This window comes from Leptospira fletcheri (assembly GCF_004769195.1).
GTDB lineage: Bacteria > Spirochaetota > Leptospiria > Leptospirales > Leptospiraceae > Leptospira_B > Leptospira_B fletcheri.
In genome coordinates, this window is sequence record NZ_RQET01000013.1 from 141,046 (window position 1) to 159,203 (window position 18,158).

17 protein-coding genes are annotated in these 18,158 nt (G+C 49.0%); 7 read left to right on the forward strand and 10 right to left on the reverse strand.

Annotation, left to right across the window (positions count from 1 at the left end; translation table 11 throughout):
* The first annotated feature begins 3 nt into the window (after positions 1-3).
* The 4 genes from EHO60_RS15420 to EHO60_RS15435 are packed head-to-tail and all read left to right on the forward strand — an operon-like array spanning position 4 to position 3,568.
* Positions 4-432 (forward strand): cytochrome c maturation protein CcmE domain-containing protein, encoded by a 429-nt coding sequence (locus EHO60_RS15420; protein ID WP_135769107.1) that lies wholly within the window; start codon positions 4-6, stop codon positions 430-432.
* Entirely contained in the window at positions 429-2,612 is a 2,184-nt protein-coding gene (locus EHO60_RS15425) for a heme lyase CcmF/NrfE family subunit (RefSeq protein WP_135769108.1), read from the forward strand. The genes EHO60_RS15420 and EHO60_RS15425 overlap by 4 nt, the downstream gene beginning before the upstream one ends.
* Entirely contained in the window at positions 2,609-3,160 is a 552-nt protein-coding gene (locus EHO60_RS15430) for a cytochrome c-type biogenesis protein CcmH (RefSeq protein WP_135769109.1), read from the forward strand. Before EHO60_RS15425 ends, EHO60_RS15430 begins: the two co-directional genes overlap by 4 nt.
* Complete coding sequence (locus tag EHO60_RS15435) at positions 3,161-3,568, forward strand: zinc ribbon domain-containing protein (protein ID WP_135769110.1); 408 nt, start codon at positions 3,161-3,163, stop codon at positions 3,566-3,568.
* 2 nt (positions 3,569-3,570) lie between these two features.
* Here the strand turns inward: EHO60_RS15435 and EHO60_RS15440 are convergent, their stop codons facing one another.
* From EHO60_RS15440 to EHO60_RS15455, 4 genes are all read right to left on the reverse strand, one after another.
* Entirely contained in the window at positions 3,571-4,239 is a 669-nt protein-coding gene (locus EHO60_RS15440) for an LIC11874 family lipoprotein (protein ID WP_135769111.1), read from the reverse strand.
* An 87-nt stretch (positions 4,240-4,326) separates the two neighbouring features.
* A complete protein-coding gene (locus EHO60_RS15445) occupies positions 4,327-5,694 on the reverse strand; it encodes an ammonium transporter (protein WP_135769112.1) in 1,368 nt (455 codons plus the stop codon).
* A 52-nt stretch (positions 5,695-5,746) separates the two neighbouring features.
* Positions 5,747-7,594 (reverse strand): SpoIIE family protein phosphatase, encoded by a 1,848-nt coding sequence (locus tag EHO60_RS15450; RefSeq protein ID WP_135769113.1) that lies wholly within the window; start codon positions 7,592-7,594, stop codon positions 5,747-5,749.
* A gap of 216 nt (positions 7,595-7,810) precedes the next feature.
* Entirely contained in the window at positions 7,811-9,046 is a 1,236-nt protein-coding gene (locus tag EHO60_RS15455) for an alpha/beta fold hydrolase (protein WP_135769114.1), read from the reverse strand.
* Positions 9,047-9,152: 106 nt separating this feature from the next.
* Here EHO60_RS15455 and EHO60_RS15460 point away from each other — a divergent pair, with 106 nt between their 5' ends.
* The gene (locus tag EHO60_RS15460; protein ID WP_135769115.1) at positions 9,153-9,584 is read left to right on the forward strand and encodes a hypothetical protein; all 432 of its coding nucleotides are present in this window, start codon (positions 9,153-9,155) and stop codon (positions 9,582-9,584) included.
* Here EHO60_RS15460 and EHO60_RS15465 read toward each other — a convergent pair whose 3' ends face one another.
* The 5 genes from EHO60_RS15465 to EHO60_RS15485 all read right to left on the reverse strand — a co-directional run bounded on the left by EHO60_RS15465 (position 9,585) and on the right by EHO60_RS15485 (position 14,381).
* Positions 9,585-11,135, reverse strand: coding sequence for a glycerol kinase 5 (locus EHO60_RS15465; RefSeq protein WP_135769116.1), 1,551 nt, complete (start codon positions 11,133-11,135; stop codon positions 9,585-9,587). It lies immediately after the preceding gene.
* Positions 11,136-11,312: 177 nt separating this feature from the next.
* Positions 11,313-11,738 carry a host attachment protein gene (locus tag EHO60_RS15470; protein WP_135769117.1) on the reverse strand — a complete coding sequence of 142 codons (426 nt, stop codon included), beginning with the start codon at positions 11,736-11,738 and terminating at the stop codon, positions 11,313-11,315.
* Between the two features lie 166 nt (positions 11,739-11,904).
* Positions 11,905-12,333 carry a DoxX family protein gene (locus EHO60_RS15475; protein ID WP_135769118.1) on the reverse strand — a complete coding sequence of 143 codons (429 nt, stop codon included), beginning with the start codon at positions 12,331-12,333 and terminating at the stop codon, positions 11,905-11,907.
* A 124-nt stretch (positions 12,334-12,457) separates the two neighbouring features.
* Positions 12,458-13,102, reverse strand: coding sequence for an MORN repeat-containing protein (locus EHO60_RS15480; RefSeq protein WP_135769119.1), 645 nt, complete (start codon positions 13,100-13,102; stop codon positions 12,458-12,460).
* A gap of 64 nt (positions 13,103-13,166) precedes the next feature.
* Entirely contained in the window at positions 13,167-14,381 is a 1,215-nt protein-coding gene (locus EHO60_RS15485) for a metallophosphoesterase (RefSeq protein WP_135769120.1), read from the reverse strand.
* Between the two features lie 148 nt (positions 14,382-14,529).
* Here EHO60_RS15485 and EHO60_RS15490 point away from each other — a divergent pair, with 148 nt between their 5' ends.
* Positions 14,530-16,293, forward strand: coding sequence for a GAF domain-containing SpoIIE family protein phosphatase (locus tag EHO60_RS15490; RefSeq protein WP_135769121.1), 1,764 nt, complete (start codon positions 14,530-14,532; stop codon positions 16,291-16,293).
* On the opposite strand, the gene EHO60_RS15495 is transcribed toward EHO60_RS15490, so the two are convergent.
* On the reverse strand, positions 16,290-17,435 hold the full coding sequence (locus EHO60_RS15495; protein WP_135769122.1) for a M14 family metallopeptidase: 1,146 nt from the start codon (positions 17,433-17,435) through the stop codon (positions 16,290-16,292). The genes EHO60_RS15490 and EHO60_RS15495 overlap by 4 nt on opposite strands.
* 372 nt (positions 17,436-17,807) lie before the next feature.
* Between EHO60_RS15495 and EHO60_RS15500 the strand changes: the two genes are divergently transcribed.
* Positions 17,808-18,092: an LIC10816 family protein gene (locus tag EHO60_RS15500; RefSeq protein ID WP_010414189.1), complete on the forward strand. Its 285-nt coding sequence runs from the start codon at positions 17,808-17,810 to the stop codon at positions 18,090-18,092.
* The last annotated feature ends 66 nt before the right edge of the window (positions 18,093-18,158 follow it).

Sequence of the window (18,158 nt, forward strand, 5' to 3'; positions counted from 1 at the left end):
ACGATGAACGTTAAATTCGCAATCCTCGCCGGTACCATCGCTCTCTCCTTGGGAGCCATCGCCTTCTTTTCCTCCAAAGAAACCTCTTATATCCTTTTGGATGCTTCGGAACTCGCCGCTCACCCCGCAAAGTACGACGGGGATGAATTGCTCCGAGTGCGAGGATTCGTAAAACTAGGGACCGTTGTCCGCGAGGGAAAAACCGCCAAATTCGTTCTGCAACTGAACGATCGGGAAGTCCCCGTGTATTTCACGGGAGCGACACTTCTCCCGGATGCGTTCAAGGAAGGCACTCGCGCCAGAGTGGACGGAGTCTGGAAAAACGGAACTCTCGTCGCGGATAGAGTAGAGGCAAAATGCGCTTCCAAATACGAAGCGGGTTATTCCGATCAGGAAGCCTCTGCAGAAGAATATGAAAGCGGGTCCCGATGAACGATTTCGGAGCGCTCTGCCTCATCACTTCTTTTTCCCTTCTTCTCTTTTCCATCGTTCAGACCTCTTACGGAATTTTCCGAAACGATCCGCAAGGAATCGAATTGGGACGATACACACTGATGACCAACTTCGGAGTGGTCTTGCTCGCCTTCGCCGTTTTGGTGGTCCAATTGGTCCGCACGGATCTCAGCAATTACTATGTGGCCATGCATTCGAGCGAGCACCTTCCTCTATTCTATAAAATGACTTCCGTATGGTCCGGCTCTTCGGGATCCCTTCTCTTCTGGAATCTTCTCCTCTCCTTCTTTACGTTTTTGGTTCTGTGGCAGACCAGGCAACTGGTCAACGACCGGGTTCCCGTAATGAACCTGAGCCTTGCGGTGCTTGCCTGCTTTTTCTCGTTCCTGGCCATTTTCTTTCCGGACGCCCAGCCTTTCCGGGAATTCCAACCCGCGGCAGCAGCCGGAAGAGGACTGAATCCTCTCCTACAGCACTGGGCTATGATCATTCACCCGCCCATCCTGTACGTAGGTTACGTCAGCTTTGCGATTCCGTTTTCGATCGCCACTTCCGCTCTGATCACCGGGCAACTCTCCGAAAACTGGTTCCGGTTCGTTCGTAGGTGGAGCATCTTTTCCTGGTTCTTTTTGGGAACGGGGATCCTATTGGGATCCAAATGGGCCTACGAAGAACTCGGTTGGGGAGGATATTGGGCCTGGGATCCGGTGGAGAACGCGAGTCTCATGCCTTGGCTTTTATCCACCGCTTTCCTGCATTCCATGATCATTCAGGAAAGAAGAGGAATGCTGAAATTCTGGAATATGCTTCTGATCATTCTGGCATTCCATTTTTGTCTGCTCGGAACCTGGATCACACGAAGCGGAGTTCTGGAAGGACCCCACTCCTTTTCCAAATCCACGATAGGAACCCCCTTTATCATATACATAGGGATCAGCTTTTTCGTATATTGCGGTTTTTTAATCTATAGAAGAAAGGAACTTTCCCCGGAAAGAAATCTGGAGGCGATGACCTCCAAAGAAGGAAGTTTCCTGCTGAACAATTTCCTCTTAGTGATCGCCACCCTATCCATATTATTAGGAGTGTTTTCGCCGCTGCTGTACGGCCGAGAGTTCAAGGCGCCGTGGTTCAATTCTTGGGGAGTTCCTTCCGGAATTCTGTTGCTCCTTTTGATGGGTTCCGCGCCTCTCTTAGCTTGGAGAAAAGGCGCTGATAAGATTTTCTTCGCCACACTTTTCAAACCTCTGATCGCCGGAGTTCTCGGAGCGGCGGCTTATATATTCTATTATTCCCGCAATTATTCCATCAGTGATTACAGTTTGGGCGACGTATTGGGAGAAGTCTACAGCGTCCTGACGGTGGGTCTGGGGATCTTTACTCTAGCCGGCATCGCTCAGGAATACCATCGCGGAATCGCAGCTCGCAGAATCTCTTATCCGAAGGAAGGATATTTCACCGCCGGAATTCGGATGTTATTGAAGAATAAACGAAGATACGGCGGATATCTAGTCCATCTGTCCATGGTGATCTTATTCGTCGGCCTGGCGGGAAACGCTTTCAAACAGAACACGTCTGTCAAATTTTTCTACTTTTTGGAACTCCCGAGGGCGAACGAAGTCGTCTATACCAGCCAGGATACCGCAGTACTCGGGGATTATGTGATCGCCGCGAGCAGCTTAAAGATCAAACCCATCGTCAACGGAGATCCTAACGAAGGCGTCAATCACCGCAATGTGATCGTCACTCACGAGGCGACCTTCGAGGTAAAACGCCAATTGAAGGATTTCGTGACCATGGTCACCGAGAGAAGGTTTTATCCCCAGATTTCCCATTTGAGCGGAGATTTCGAGACTCATATCCCTACGAGCGAACCGGCAATTGCTTCCACTCCCAAGGAAGATCTGTACGTCCAATTGGGAGCGATCGAACACGCGGACCTATCCGACGAAAATCCGGATCTTCCCAGATTGTTCATGAGCTATTTCTTTACCCGGGATCCCGATCTCAAGTCGGAACAGTATCTGCACTTTCCTAGACAAATCGTCGCGAATCTGGAGGTTTGGATCAACCCCATGGTCAAATTCATTTGGGCGGGCTCGCTTCTCTTTTTTCTTTCCGGCTTATTGATCCTACTTCCGATCGGAGAGAATAGACCGTGAAATTCTCTTCAATCGCAGCGGTTCTCTTGTTCGTCTCTTCGCTTTCCGCGGAGTCCACCTTCACGAACTTGACCGATCCGCAGGAGATCCGGGCGTTTCACGATGTGACCGGAAGAATACGATGCATCTGCATTCCCTCCATCGCCATCAAAAGTTGTTCGTTTAACAACTGTACTGTTTCGGCCAAACTGAAAGTGTTTATCGAGAACCGGATCCGATCCGGAGAGTCGGCGGATACGATCGTGGAAAAAATGGTGAAAGGATTCGGGCCCGACGCCGTCAAGGATCCGGTGATCGCGAAATTCATAGAATCCGGAAACACCGGTATGGCAGAGAGCGTGGTCTACGGATTCGGGCCGGACATTCTCGCAAAACCCGATTCCACTTGGATAGACGCGAGCCTATTTATGGCGGGGGCGCTGGGAATTCTGCTGATGTTTCTCTATCTGAAAAAACGCACGACCGCAAAAGCCTCGAGTGCGAATCCGAGCCAGGAAAACGAGGCCTTTCGAAAATATCTTTCCGAAATAGAGGAGAAGCAGAAATAAATGGACTTTCTTTTGATATTCTTCTACCTTCTGCTCGCCTCACTGGTCGTAACTCCTTTCGCGTACGTGAGATTCGTAAAGAGAGAGAACGGATCGGAACTAGAGACGGAAAAAAAGGAATTGGTCAATCGAAGGGAAGTTTTATTAGAAAATCTGAAAGATCTAAAAATCGAGTTCGACACCGGAAAACTGACGGATCCGGAATTCAAAGCCATCTCGGCGGGAATCGTACGGGAGTTGGAGGAGCAGGATCGGAAAATCAAAACCTGGTCGGAAAAGAGTCCGCAACAATTCTCGGAGGAAAAGAATCCAGTTCCGAGACAAAAATATTGCCACCAATGCGGCTTCAAGATCGAATTAGTAGGCGCCAAATTCTGTCCCGAATGCGGCACCAAACTTCTATCCTGAAATCAATATACCATGGTGATCCGATAGTCCCAGGATTTATTTCCGGCCTTTTCTATCGTATCCGATAAGGGCAATCGATAACTCAGTCGACCCAGATTGACTTCTCCGCGATTGGACGTGCAGATCGAAGTGATCGGGAAGTTCACGCGAAAATTCATGGAATTCGTCCGGATCAAACGTAAGGTTTCACCGAAGACCTTTTTTTCTCCGTCCATCTGCATGGAATCCGCGGCTCGCGTGGCGGAAGGAAATTCCCTCTTGATATAGATCGTCCTCGCCTTCTCCTTTTTGATCTGCACGCTGCCGATCAGAATCCCTTCTATCTGGGTGATATCCGCGAATTCCACCTTATAATTCACCTTTGCCTTCTCCCGAAACGCTCCTGGTTCCGCTTCGGGACTTTCCAGCTTTTGAAAACTATAATCCTTCAAAACCACGCTTTTGGAAAAAAAACCCTTGTTTAATCGGCTCAGGATCTCGTCCCTTCGTGTCGGCAGAAATTTGATCAGGGATTCGTCGGACTTTTTCTTTGTGGGAACGACGTAAGTCACCTCAAGCACGCCGGAAAGGTCCGGATTGATGGTCAGCACTTCTTCGTAATCGAAGCAGCCGAGCAGCAAAAAGAAAAACGTCAAAAAGGAAATTCTACAGGAAAGTCTCCCCAAGGCCATACCTTCATTCGGGGGGACGGGGCGGAATTCGTCAATGGGAAAAGACGACCCCCGCAGGGCAAATGCGGGGGTCTCTTATTTTTAGAATTATTTGGAAACTGGGTAAGCTTCGTTTCCGTGTTCTAGAATATCCAATCCTTGGATTTCCTCGTCTTCGGAAACTCTCAAACCGATCGTATATTTTAGCGCGAGAAACAGAAGTGTGGAAGCTCCGAACGACCATACGAAGGCCAAAAGGATTCCGGTCATCTGAGTCACCACGGGACCGAAACCTCCTCCGAAAAAGAAGCCGTTGATTCCGCCGTAAGCTTCTTCCGCAAACAGACCTGCGGCAAGAGTTCCCCAGGCGCCGCAGACTCCGTGTACGGAAACCGCTCCCACCGGATCATCCAATCGGATCCTATCGAAAAAGAGTACGCTGAATACCACGAGAACCCCAGCCACCAAGCCGATCACGACTGCGGAAGAAATGCTTACGTTCGCGCAAGGAGAAGTGATCGCTACCAATCCCGCCAAAGCTCCGTTCAGAGTCAGACCTATATCCGGTTTTTTGAATAGAATCCAGGTCGTTATCATCGCTGCAACCGCACCCGCGGCTGCGGCAAAGTTCGTAGTGACTGCGATGATCGCAAAAAGACCACCGGTAACCGAAGTGGTGGAACCCGGATTGAATCCGAACCAACCCAACCAAAGTATGAACACTCCAAGCGCAGCGATCGTCATGTTGTGACCGAGAATCGGAACGACTTTCCCGTCCTGGTATTTTCCGATTCTTGGCCCGAGAACCAAGGCTCCGGCCAAACCTGCCCAACCACCCACGGAGTGAACCACGGTGGAGCCTGCAAAATCGATAAACCCTTTCGTTTCCAGAAAACCCTTATTGAGACCGAACAAGCCCGCCCATGCGGTGGAACCGAAGACAGGATAAATCAAGGCGGAAATCACGATGGAGAAAATCACGTAGGCGATGAATTTCGTACGTTCCGCCATGGCTCCGGAAACGATCGTAGCGGCCGTTCCGGCGAACACGAGCTGGAAGATAAAAAACGTGAATCCGCCTGCGTCCGGCTTACCGCCCTTTACGATCAAACCGTCCGCTAGTCCCGGAACTCCGATGCCGAAACCGGAAAGCAATTGCGGGCCGAACATGATGGAGAATCCGATGAGCCAATATGCGAGCGAACCGATGGCGAAGTCCATGAAGTTCTTCATCAGGATGTTTACCGTGTTTTTTGCACGAGTAAATCCCGCTTCCACCAGCGCGAAACCCGCTTGCATGAAATACACTAGAAAAGCCGCAATCGCGGTCCATAACCAGTTCGTTTCGCTCCTGAGCGTTGTGATCATGATGTTGAGCGTCGCGTTATCCGGCGTCGGAGCCGCCGCCGGCGTGGATCCGTCCGCCCAAAGTCCGCTCGCGGCAAGCGCGAGCATTAGTATTGCCAATATGCGCATATTGTTTTAAGTCTCCTTTTCTATCTAAAAATCATTCCTGACGGTTCCGTTTTTACACTGCGGCTCTCTCCGCCGCATCTTCCGCTCCCTTCTTGCGGACCAATTCCTCCAACTTCTTCAAGGAGATCTTAAGATACTCGTTCGTCGGAGCGCTTTTCACTCCCTGTTGAAGGACTTTGATGGCTTTAGCAGTTTCGTTTTCCTTTAAGTAACATCTAGCTAAGCGTAGGCTGGACTTGGCGTAGGTATGGTCGATCGCCAAAGATCTTTTGAGCGCCTTCTTGGCTTCCGAAATATTGCCCAATTCGTAATATGCGCGACCCAGCAGATATTGGATGTGTTCGGATTCTTCTCCACTCGTCCGAACGTATTTCTCCATAAACTGAACCCCTTTTTCGAAGTTACGATCCCTGTAATACATTTTGCCGAGGAGGAGAAGGCTGTCCTTCAGGGACTCGTCCATGGAAAAGACTTCGAGAGCCTTTTCGTACGCCATCTGATCTTTCTTACTCTTTGCGGCCGCTTTCGCCAGAGAAAGCACGGATCTTGCCTTTCCCAATTCCGGATTGCATTGCAACGCCAAGAGGGAAACGTCGTCTCCCGTTCTCATGTCCCCTTTAAATCGTTTAAACCTGCCGATTAAGGAACCTACTAAGTCCTCGATGAAAATCTTATCCCTCTGTTCCTCTATGGTCGCTTTTTCCTGGCGGATCCATTCTATGAATCTCTGGTTTCCGAGTTCCTGGCGGGCTTCGTTCTTCTGTTCCACGATCCCGTCGGTGGGAAGAAACAGGATATCTCCGGGAAGAATCCTTCCGTGTTTTTCCTCGAAATTATTGCGTTCGACCTCGAATATACCGAGCGGAACCCCGGCAGTATCCAGCTCTTCCACCCTGCCCGTCGAGGAATGGAAGTGGAGCATCTTTTGATGGGCGGCGTTCACATAAGAGTACGTGTAATCGCTGTAAACCTTCAACACGAAGGCGGTAAAATAGGTTCCGTCCGGAAGTTGGGGGCGGATCGATTCTCCGAGTTCCGCCAGCATTTCGCCGAGACCCATACCCAAGGAAGTACATCTTTGGAACTGGTAGTGAATCGACATGGTCACCAAGGCGGCCGGGATTCCATGTCCGGAAACGTCCACGATGATCGCGGTGATAGAGTTCCCTTGACGGACAACGTTAAAATAATCGCCCGACACTTCCGTCATGGGCTCGTAGTGAGTCCCGAAATGAAGACCGTTCCAAGCGAGAATGCGAGTTTCCACGATTTGGCTCTGGACGTTGCGTCCCATACGCATGTCCCATTCGAGTTGTTTTAGGATTTGGGCCTCCCTTTCGTTTGCCAGGACCAAACCTTGGATCAGACGCACACTCGTGATGGCCAAGGCGAGTTGTGATCCTAAAGCTTCCAGGATCTCCAGATCGTCTTCCCTATAAAAAAATTCGGTATCGGACTCCACCGCGATGGTGCCAAGACATTCCTCTTTGTACATGATCGGAACGCACATGATCGCACGAGTACTTTCGCCTTCGTCGATGTATTCGGGATGGTGGCTTAAGTCCTGGATGAGCAAAGGCATCCTAGTCTTAAACGTGAAGCCGGAATACCCTTCGTCCTGGCTGAGCTTCCTCCTAGGCGGTTCCGTTTCCTTGAAAAATCGGACCGGGTCCAGAAACCTTTCCTTCCACATCCGGAGCGTCGTATTGTCGCACTCGAAGATATCTTTGCATAAACTGATTACGATATCGTAAAGGTCCTCTTCCTTATCCGCGTTCGCGAATTCCTTGCTGATGTACAAAAGGATATCGATCTTATTCTTTTCCGTTAATCCTCCGACGACCTTTCTCGCACCGCGAAACGTGACGACCTTTCTTTGCCCAAATTTGAGTTCTATCATATCGGAATCCCTACGAATCGGTATTTTGAAGATTCGCTTGGTTCTTTTTTAACGATATGCAATTAGCGTACCAAGAGACCAATCACCCAAATATTGCTCATAAAAAGGCTATTTAAACAGATATTGCCCATAAAATAAGCAATATCTGTTCAGAAAAAGAAATAGAAATGGTTATTAAAGAGATAGGATGTATATATTTAAGGAAGAAACTAAGAATTATCGACTCAGTTTTTTCCATTTGGTCTGGAGGTTTCTGCGAATTTTTCCCATCCAGCCGATTTTTTTTCGAGTTCCATTCTGCCTCAAAAAGATTTCGATTTTCGGAAAAAGTTCGTCCTCGGCCTTTTCTGCAAGAAGCAAGCAGCCGTGTCCGTAATCCTCCGAAGCCCCGTTTTCCTTGGAAAGAACCAAGAAATCCTTGGTCTTGGCGCGGGCACGATCATAGACGAATTTGACGGAATCCGGTGTGGCGATTGCGTCCTTAGCGCCGGCAACGAATAGGCTCGGAACCGTGATTTCCTTTTGCAGATCGATGTAATCGTAAAAGCCGTTGAGAGAGATCATTTTCTTGGTCTCTATCCAGGACATGAGCTGCTCGATCACACCTTCGCTGATGTTCTCGATGGCGTTTTTCATGACCTTCTTCACCGTCTTGGCTTTCGTAGCTTTCGGATTGTAGAGTATTTCGTCCACCGGAGTAAAGATTTCGCCTGCAATAGGGGCGAGCATGGACGCACCGAACTTCAGATCCAGAACCTTCCGAGCCCTCGGAAATCTAGAAAGCAGACCGATCAAACTGAGTCCGAGGTGGTTCAGGTTTCCGGGACCTCCCAGGGAAACGAAGGCGGCCACCTTCTCCTTTTCCGTTTTATCACAGATCCCGAAAAAGGCGTACAAAATCATCGCTCCCATGGAGTGCCCGATCCAGCTCACTCTGGGACTTCCTGTGAGTTTGGTCACTTTCTGGATAATCGCGGGAACGTCGTATTTAGCCATATCATCGAAAGTAAAATCCTCATAACCGCTTCCGCTTTCGTGATAGGATGATCCGGCTCCTCGCAGGGAAACGGAATAGACTTCGTACCCTCTTAGCTTCAGAAAAAAAGGGAGGGAATGTCTTTTGTCCAGATCGATCACGAATTTATTCGTCGCGATGCCGTGTACGACGATTACCGGAGCCAATTCGGGATTCGGTTGGGGAGGAATATGCCTGTGCAACGCGATATTCCAACCATCTTTGGTACGGGCAAAATGAACTTCGTCCGCAATATCCTCCTGTCCATACAATCTGGAAATCCAGTCCAACAGTATCGGATAAGAAAGTAGAATCGCGATCAAAAAAACGGAAAACAGGATTGCGAGCGAGGAAGCGAAAATTGCGAACGCTACGATCGCCAAAAAAGTGGTGATGAGATAAAAAGGGCCTCTACGGTTCTTAAGGATTGCGATCACGATCCGAAATCATCCGTGGTCGAAAAGACGGTGTCAAGTCTTCCCGAACGTGCTTGCCCTGAATTTTCTCCGGATTAGAATGGCATCGGAACCTATTTTCCGAATTATGAATCGCAAGGTTGATTACAGAATTTATCGCTCCCCTTCCGGTTGGTACACGATGGTCGTTCCCGCTCATTGGCAATACATCGTGATCGAAGGAATTCCTGCCTTCTTCGAAGAGAACGGCTCCGGGGCAATGCAGGTGTACGCGTTCGAAAACAAGGAAGGAAGTTTTGACGGAGAGGAGGAAATGGAACGCTATCTGGCGACCCACGGAATCGTCTACGAGTCGGACAAGGCCGCTTTTTTCGAAAACAACGAAGGGGGGAAAATCATAGCCTGCGAATTTTTAAAGGAGGACGGAAGGCATTGGATGGTCTATCTGGTCGCTTCCAGAAAAAAGATGATCCTGGTCACCTATAACGGAGACGAGGCTCCTACCGAGGAGTTGGCGGAGGACCTGACCTCAGTCGTCAGCTCCATCCGCATCCTATAATTATTCGATCTCCAAGGTGGAGGCGACAGCCTTCTTCCATCTTTCCAATTTCGCTTTCCGGACGGACTCCTCCATTTTCGGCCTAAAGACTTTATAACCTTTTTGTAAAGTTTTTAATTCCGCTTCGTCTTTCCAGAAACCGCAGGCCAATCCGGCGAGGTAAGCGGCGCCGGTCGCCGTCATATCCGGTTCAGGCGCCCTTTTTACCTCCACACGGCAAAAATCGGCCAAACACTGCAGCAAAATATCGGATTGAGAAACCCCTCCGTCCACCATGATCTCTTTTACCGGAACCTTGGTATCGTCCTTGATCCCTTCCAGGATTTCGTATAAGGAAAGGGAAATTCCTTCCAAGACTGCTCTCGCGACATGACGCCTGTGAGTGGCCAACGATAATCCGAAAACGGAAGCCTTAGCTCTAGGATTGAAATACGGAAAGCGGATCCCGGAAGGCGTAGGAACGAATACGACTCCTTCGGTATCCTGGGTTTGGGCCGCAAGTTCGTTTAACACTTTAGGAGTGTCGGAAAGGCCGATGCCCTTTCCCAACCAATCAATCAGAGTCCCGGCGGTTCCTATATATCCTTCCAACATGTATTTAGGTTTTCCGGAAAGTCTCCAAGCCACCATCGGAAAGAGTCCTCTTTTGGAAAGTTTGGGGGAATCTCCCATGTTCATGTCGACGAAGGCTCCCGAACCCTGGGAGATCTTTACTCCCCCTTTTTCGAAGCAACAATGACCGAACAGGGCCGCCATCTGGTCCCCCACCACGGCGCGAATCGGGACGGAGATCCCTCCGAACAAGGAAGGATCCGTGGATCCGAAATCCGCACCGGTATCCTTTACGGTCGGAAAGATCCGTACGGGAATTCCGAAGATCGAGCATAGAGGAGCGTTCCATTGCAGTTGAAACGGATTGAACATGCCCGTCACGGTAGCGTTCGACGGGTCCGTGACGTGCTCTTTTCCTTTCGTCAATCTGTATACGAACCAAGTATCTAACGTGCCGAAGAGGATCTCTCCCCGCTTCGCTCTTTCTCTCAGTTCGGGCTGTTTATCGAAAACCCATTTCAAACGTACGGAGGCATGGTCCGTCGTGAATTTCAACATGTATGTTGCGATCAACATCGGCTGACGAGTCAACCAACTCGCGATTCTGGAAACGAATTGTATCGTTTTCCAAATTCCGTTCGCGTTCATTTCTTCCGCCGTGCGCCCTGCCCGTACGTCGGCCCAACTGATCAATCTAGTTAGCGGCTTTCCACTCTGTTTGTCCCAAAGAAGAAACGATCCCCTTTGGTTGCAGATTCCGATCGCGGCGATATTGGAGGCGGAGATCTTTTTTTTGCGTAACGCTTTTCCCACTACGGATAGTAGTGCCTTCCATAGAACTTCCGGGTCGTGCTCGAGTTGGCCCGGCTCCTTAAGTATTGGGGGAGTTTTTTCATACTGGCGTTCCGCAATCCTGCCTTTTTTATCGTAAAGGATGGCACGGATTCCGCTACCGCCGCTGTCTATAGAGAGTATGAACGTTTCCTTAACGGATGCCATAATCGAAATCTTCCTTTTCTTTCTGCAGGAAGAATTTAGAAGAACGGCATCTCGTCAATGAAGGTTTTGTTTCTTCACCAGGAAAATGAAGAGCCTAAGCGCTCGGATTGCATCCGCGAATTTAGAAAATCCTTACGACGACAGTCCGAACGTTTCGGCAAGAAAAGTCCTAAGACTTTATACGAGTACCTCCCTTAAATGTCCGAGCAGGCCGGACTCCTTGATATGAACGATGTCCTTGGGCATTTTGTGGTAAATTTTCTCCCTAGATTTCTCGTCCAGCTTGCCTAGGATCATTCCCATGAAACCGGGCTCCGATACTAGGATGAAATTCGAAAAGGAATCCTTTTTTCTTTCTAAATTTACGAAATCGGAAAGTTTTCCCGCAAACGCTTCCGCCACTTTCTTTTTCGGTTCGTGTTCCGAAGAAAAATCGAAATCCGAACGGGAACCGTGGCCGGATCCGGTAACCAATTCAGAATTACGTAATCTACCGTCCGGATTTTCCATGGATTGAACGAGTTTAAGCCCCTGCGCCGGTCCTTGGTATTCGAAAATTTTAGCCTCGCTTCGATTCGCAACCACCACCCACTTTTTTTTCATACAAGCTATCCTCCTGTCTACGAACCGATTCGCCTTCCGGAGAAGGACCGAAACGGTCCCATAGTTTTATACGAAGGAAAGTCTTCGTTCAATGATTTTTCCCGCTCTCCCTAGAATTCGAATCGGTTTTTATGCGACCGATGCGAAAAGTCCTGAGATTCGAAATCTATACGCTTCGGTGGGTATCGATATAGAAATCGGCAGAGATTCTTCCCGATCCGTACAGGGAAAAATGCAATAATAGCAACAGGATCATACTTGCATACGGTAGATTCGAACCCGCCGACATGAACCCTTCCCTGGAGTGAATAAAAAGGACGGCGCCGACCAAAACAGGGAGCTGTAAAACGGCGGAGAATCGCGTCAATAATCCCGCGAAGAGCAAAACTCCTCCGCAAATGTGTGCGATGACTATATAATGGGCCATCAGCGCGGAAGCAAAAGGCGCATTATGCATTTCCATTAAACGAATCAGCGCGTCCGTATCCGATAGGAATTCCAATCCTTTATAAAGCAGGACTCCTCCCAGATACATTCGAATGATATCGATCCACCAATCCCGATGTTCGTCCAACCAGTGATTGACTCTATCCATAAGAACCTCCTCTGAACGGGGAAATTGTATTCCCGAACGGAAGAAAAGCAAGAAGGGAGGGAAAAAAATGGATTCTATAACGAACGATCGATTAACTCAAGGGTTTCCAAACGCCAAAAGAGGGCTATTTGCAGAGTATCTTACGACTTTCTAATCTGCATTGGTAGGATTTTCCGTTTTTATTGAATTTTCCCTTACCGGCTCCCGCCCCGGAAAACTCCCCGCGAAAAACCGAGCCATCCCGAAAGAAATACGATCCGGGTCCTGATTTCTCGTCCGCAGACCAGTTCCCTTCGTATTTATCTCCATCAGAATATACTAATATTCCTTTTCCCTGGCGTTTCTCGTTCGAAAAATTTCCGAGGTATACGTCCCGGGTTTCGTAGACGTAGATCCCTTCCCCGTTTTTGCAATTTCCCTTTTTGCAACCCAGCCCTTTTTTGGCGTAACGTCTCAACTCCGTGTCCCGATCTGCGGAAGGTATTTTCCTTTCCAGAGGTTTGCCCTGGGCGTCCTCGTCGAAATATTCCCTGGCGGAAAGGTCGGGATCCATTTCCCGATCGTCTTTTTTCTTTTTCGGTTTGAGCCGTTCCAGTTCTGAGTTGGTTTTCGGTTTCGGCTTTCCGCAGCCCGACAGGAGAGAAAACGAGAAAAATACCAGGGTAAAAAAACAAAGTAACGTTAAAAGAAAGCGCTCCTTCCAAGAACGGTTTCCGGGCTTCGAGGCTCGATTTTTACGCACTGCGACGAGGGATCCTTGCTCCTGCATCTCCTCTCCTTTGGATTTCCTCGAAAGGAATACGAAGCAGAGGAGATTGTCAAACGCAAATCGTTCAGGCTTTTTCCAGAACCAACAACGTGATTTCCGAAGGGGCACCGATCCGCAAAGGAGGTCCCCAGTATCCGGTGCCACGGCTGACGTAAAGTTGCGTATCCTCCCAACGGGAAAGACCTGCGACGAATTTCTGGAAGATATGAATCAAAAGGTTTCCGGGAAAGTACTGACCTCCGTGGGTATGGCCGGACAATTGCAAATGGAATCCGGCCTTGGCCGCTTCGAAAACCGAATTGGGTTGGTGCGCCAGCAAGAGTTTAAAATCGGCGTGTTCCGTACCGGACGCCGCCTTTTGGGGATCGGTTTTGTGGTTCGGAAGGACGGAATGAGCCTTGTAGTCCGTCACCCCCGCGACTGCGATTCTGGATCCGTTGTGGGAAATCAATTTGTTCTGATTCAAGAGAACCTGTATCCCCATGGATTCTAATTCTCTGATCCACGCGAGAGCGCCGGAGTAGTATTCGTGGTTTCCCGTAACGAAATAGGTTCCGTATTTGGAAAGAAGGTACCGGAGTGGAAGAGTATGTTCCTTGAGCAGACTCACGGGTCCGTCCACCAAATCTCCGGTGATCGCGACCAAATGCGCGTTCAGAGCGTTCGTTCTTTCCACCACGTCCTGCAAAAATCCGCCTTTAATCGTCGGACCGATGTGGATGTCCGAGAGTTGTGCGATTCGGAAGCCTTCCAATCCGTCCGGCAATCCCTGCACCTTAATTTTGACTTCCTTGATGGAAGGCTTTTTATGCGCCTGGTAAAAGCCGAAAGCGGTCAATCCTCCGGTAAATCCCAGAACCGCCAAGGAAGCCAACTGTGCCAAAAAATCGGTACGACTTATCTCGGAGGAATTTTCCTGCGCGAATTCGCTCGGACCTGGAGAAAAATACCCGGATGCGTAGACCCATCCTTTCCAAACTAACTTGCTTAAATCGTGAAAGACCACGAAGGAAAAGAGAAGAGTGAAAAATCCCAAACTAGTAAACGCCGCGTAAGCCCAAAGTTTTTGCCATTGGGTTTCCCGGTAGAAGAGACTGAAAAAGTACGCCGTCGGCGTAAGAAGAACGAAGAATACGACCGAACCCCAAAGAATCACCTGTTGCCAGGAATTCAACCGAAAGGGCTCGCTCAAACGAAACAGCGAATAACCGTACGCCAGCGATAAAATCGCCGTAAAGATTCCGAGGAAAATAAAAAATCTCTGCAATTCAAACTCCATGCCTACGATATCCGACCGGAGGATTCGGTTTTCTGTTCGGGAAAAACCCCGGATGCAAGGGAAACTAGCGCCTTTCCGCCGTTTTTAGAGTCCGGAAAAACGACAATCGTTGACTTTGCATCGGATCCGTGCCAGTCTGGGCGCATCTATGACTCCAGTCGATTCAGTGTCTCGCAAATATCGTAGCTTACTCAACACGAGCACGATTCTGAATGCCAACCTAGACCTGTATCAGCTTCTTCCTCTGATCATGCTATATTCGAAAGATCTTTTGGAAGCGGAGGCAAGTTCCCTGTTTCTATTGGACGAGAAAGACGGCTTTTTGTACTGCGAAGTCGCCCTGGGGGAAAAAGGGGAAATCATACAAAAATACGCTCGGCTCGAACCCGGCCAAGGAATCGCCGGCTGGGTGGCTCGGGAAAAAAAAGCCATCCTTCTCGAAGACGCTTACACCGACAAAAGGTTCAATCCAGCCTTGGATCAAAAAACCGGATTCCGGACTCGCTCCTTGGCATGCGTTCCGCTTTTCGTACAGGACCAGGTCATCGGTACCCTCGAAATCCTGAACAAATCCGGAAACCGCAGTTTCGATCCGTCGGACCTGGAGGTCCTTGCCTCCCTTTCCGAAATAGCGGCGATCGCAATCAAGAACGCAAAGACTCACGAGGCGTTGAAGAAGCGGGTCCTAGAATTATCCCTATTATACGAATTCGAAAAACTTACTGTAGCCGAAAAAAGCATCCAGGAATTAGGAAATTGGCTGATCGATAAGGTCTTGGAATTTTTGGAAGCGAAGGCAGGAACGATTTACCTGGCGGATCCCACTCTGGAAGTCCTAAGGATCTTGGCCGCAAGGGGAATTCCGGAGGAGGCCATCCATGCGATCCAGGTTCCTTACGGAGAAGGCGTATCCGGATGGGTCGCCAAAGAAAAACAAAGCCTTCTCATCCAAAATCTGGACGAAGACCCACGCTACGACAAAAACGCGAAATACAAATTCGAAGCCAGCTCTTTGATTTCCGCTCCGTTGCTCTATAGAGGAAATCTTTTGGGAGTGATCAGCGTAAACAATAAGTATTCGGGTTACGCGTTCACTCATGCGGACTTGGAGATGCTCGGAGCGATCGCGAACCGGCTCAGTGTCACGATCCAGAACGCGAATCTCTTCCACAAAGTGATGGATTCGGAAAGGGAGCTTCGGCGGGCCAGAGAAGTCATGACTCGCATTCTTCCTTCCGTACTTCCGTACGTTCCCGGATTGGATTTCGGCGTGCAGCACATTCCCTTCGATAACGTGGGCGGGGACTTTTATAACGTAATCAAGTTGGACGAGCACAGAACCGCGGTTTTGATCGCGGACGTCTCGGGTCACGGGCTTTCGGCTTCGGTGGTCGCCGCGGTGATTCATACCGTTATGGAGACGTTCGAAGAGGAAACTTTATCGAGTCCTTCCAAATTTTTTACCGCACTGAACCACGCTCTCTATAATAAGCTAGCCGGGAATTTCCTTACGTCCTTTTACGGAGTAGTGCATACCGGGACCAACACTCTGGTGTATTCCAATGCGGGTCACAATCCTCCGATCCTGTTCCGTAGAGCGGAAGGGACTTCGTTGCCATTGGAAACCAAGGGGAAATTGGTCGGGGTCATTCCGGATCTCTTCTTCGAAGAATTCGTGACTTCCTTCCAGCCGATGGACCGTCTCGTATTGTACACCGACGGAATCACGGAACATTCCAACGAGGACAGAAGCAGAAGGTACAGCGACGATTTACTTTCTCTTGCGATTCGTTCCTTTTCCCAAAATCAGGCCGGCGAAACTTCGCTCGGACTCATCAAAGAATGTCGCAATTACTGTAGACGATCGGATTTCGAGGACGATGTGACCTTGCTCATAGTGGACCGCGTCTAGATTTTCGAAAACCGGACGATGGCTTCGGGAACTACGCCGAAAACCTGATCCATAGCAGCAAGTCTCCAGTCCTCTCTGGTCGGAAAAAACATTTCCCGAAAATCCTCTCGAACTCTTTCTGCCGCGGTTTCGGACTTGGATCCGAAAAAATGAATCCGATTTTCGCTGATCATCAGGAAACTTCCCCGCAGAGCTCCGCGAAGATTCAGGTTTCCGAAAGTTCCCATCTCTACGGTGATCGGAAAGAGATCCTTGTCCTTTCCGAATAGTTTTCCGAAAAAGTCCGTAAAATCGCCCGAAGTCCTATAAAAGTCCTCCTCACCTTCGTTTAACAAAAGCCCGAAATCTCCGAACACCTTTTTCAGGTTTCGATCCTCCCTTGACCCCGGAGGCGCGTTCTGCATGAGGCTTAGAGCGTTCCTAGCTCCGTAACCGGTGTGATAGTCCAGGATCAGGATTTGTTCGTACTTCTTCAAGGTCTTGCGGAAGAATTTGCGCAATTGCCGTACGACAGGCTCGGGTTTTCTCCCGCCGTAGTAGATTCCTCCCGGAAATTCGTACTGACCGTTGACCGCAGCGTCCATAACGTATTTGGCACCGAAGCGGGTGACGATCCCGAAAAACCGGAGTACGAAAAGAAAATATTCCCAGGCGATGTAGCTGAACTTTTTGGGAGGATTCAAAAAGGATTGGATTTTACGATAACCTTTGTTTTTGGCCTTCTTGTGGAGTTTCTCCCGCTTTAAGGCGAAGTTCCGGTTCAGATCCACGTTTCTTTCGTTTACCCTTCTCATACTCTTGAAGCCGTCCACGTTGATCCCGTGCAAAAAAAGAAAATCCACGTTCTTAGGAAGGCTATAGGAAGGATGGTCGTTCAAAAGATATTCCTCGATCCATCTGCGCTGAAAGGCCGATCCTGCGAATCCTTCCACACCGTGTATGCCGGAACTCATAATCACGATCTTTTTCGGAGCCTTTTTTTTGTTTCCGATCAAGTACGTGTCGATTTCCCCCCCGCCTTTCGGAATCTCCAAGACTTCATGATGAAAACGGAGGAAGTTCTTTTTCAAACTTCTGCGATAGGAAAGAAAGGCTCTACGACAAGCGTCGTACGTCTCCAGGTAGAACGAAAGAAGATCCACGTTAAGGAAATTCTTCAGAACCGACGATAGGGGTCGAAAAGAATTTGTACCGAAATGATTACGATTTGATTAAGGTTTTTTCCTTAGAATGGAGTGGAGTCCGAATTTTTCCGGGAGGAAAGTCCGGATCAAAACGGATTTTTTTCGTTTTTTTCCACTTCTAGAAATTATCCCTTGTTGAATATTTTAATCGGAACGGGGTTCCGGATTAATCCGGACCGGAAACGGTATTAATCCTAACGATTTACAAAAAGGATCTTAATCGATCGGTCGTTATATTACATTCAATTTTTATAAAATATTTTTCCATTTTTTCGGTAAGAACCTCGAGCTATCAGGTGTCTAACTTAGTACCTTAAGGAGGTATGAACCATGGATGCAGTCACCATTTTCGCATTAGCGCTTTTGGCTGTTCCTGTGTTTGCCCGGTTCGCCCGAGTATCAAAGGACGCGATGAATCGTTATCACCTGATAGGATTGGGAGGTCTATTCCTGATTCTTGGTGAAGCTACGAAGATTACGGCTGTTAAGGTAACCCCTATAGCAACCGTTCTTCCGATGATCGACATCGCGACCGCGATCCTAGCGTACGCGGGGGTACTTTTCGGGGTAGTGTGGCTATCACTATACTACGTCAAACACCCGAACGAAATTTAGAAAATCCTCCGAAACGAAAAAGAGATGGAGGCGGGACTTTTGTCCCGCCTTTTTTATTTTCCGACA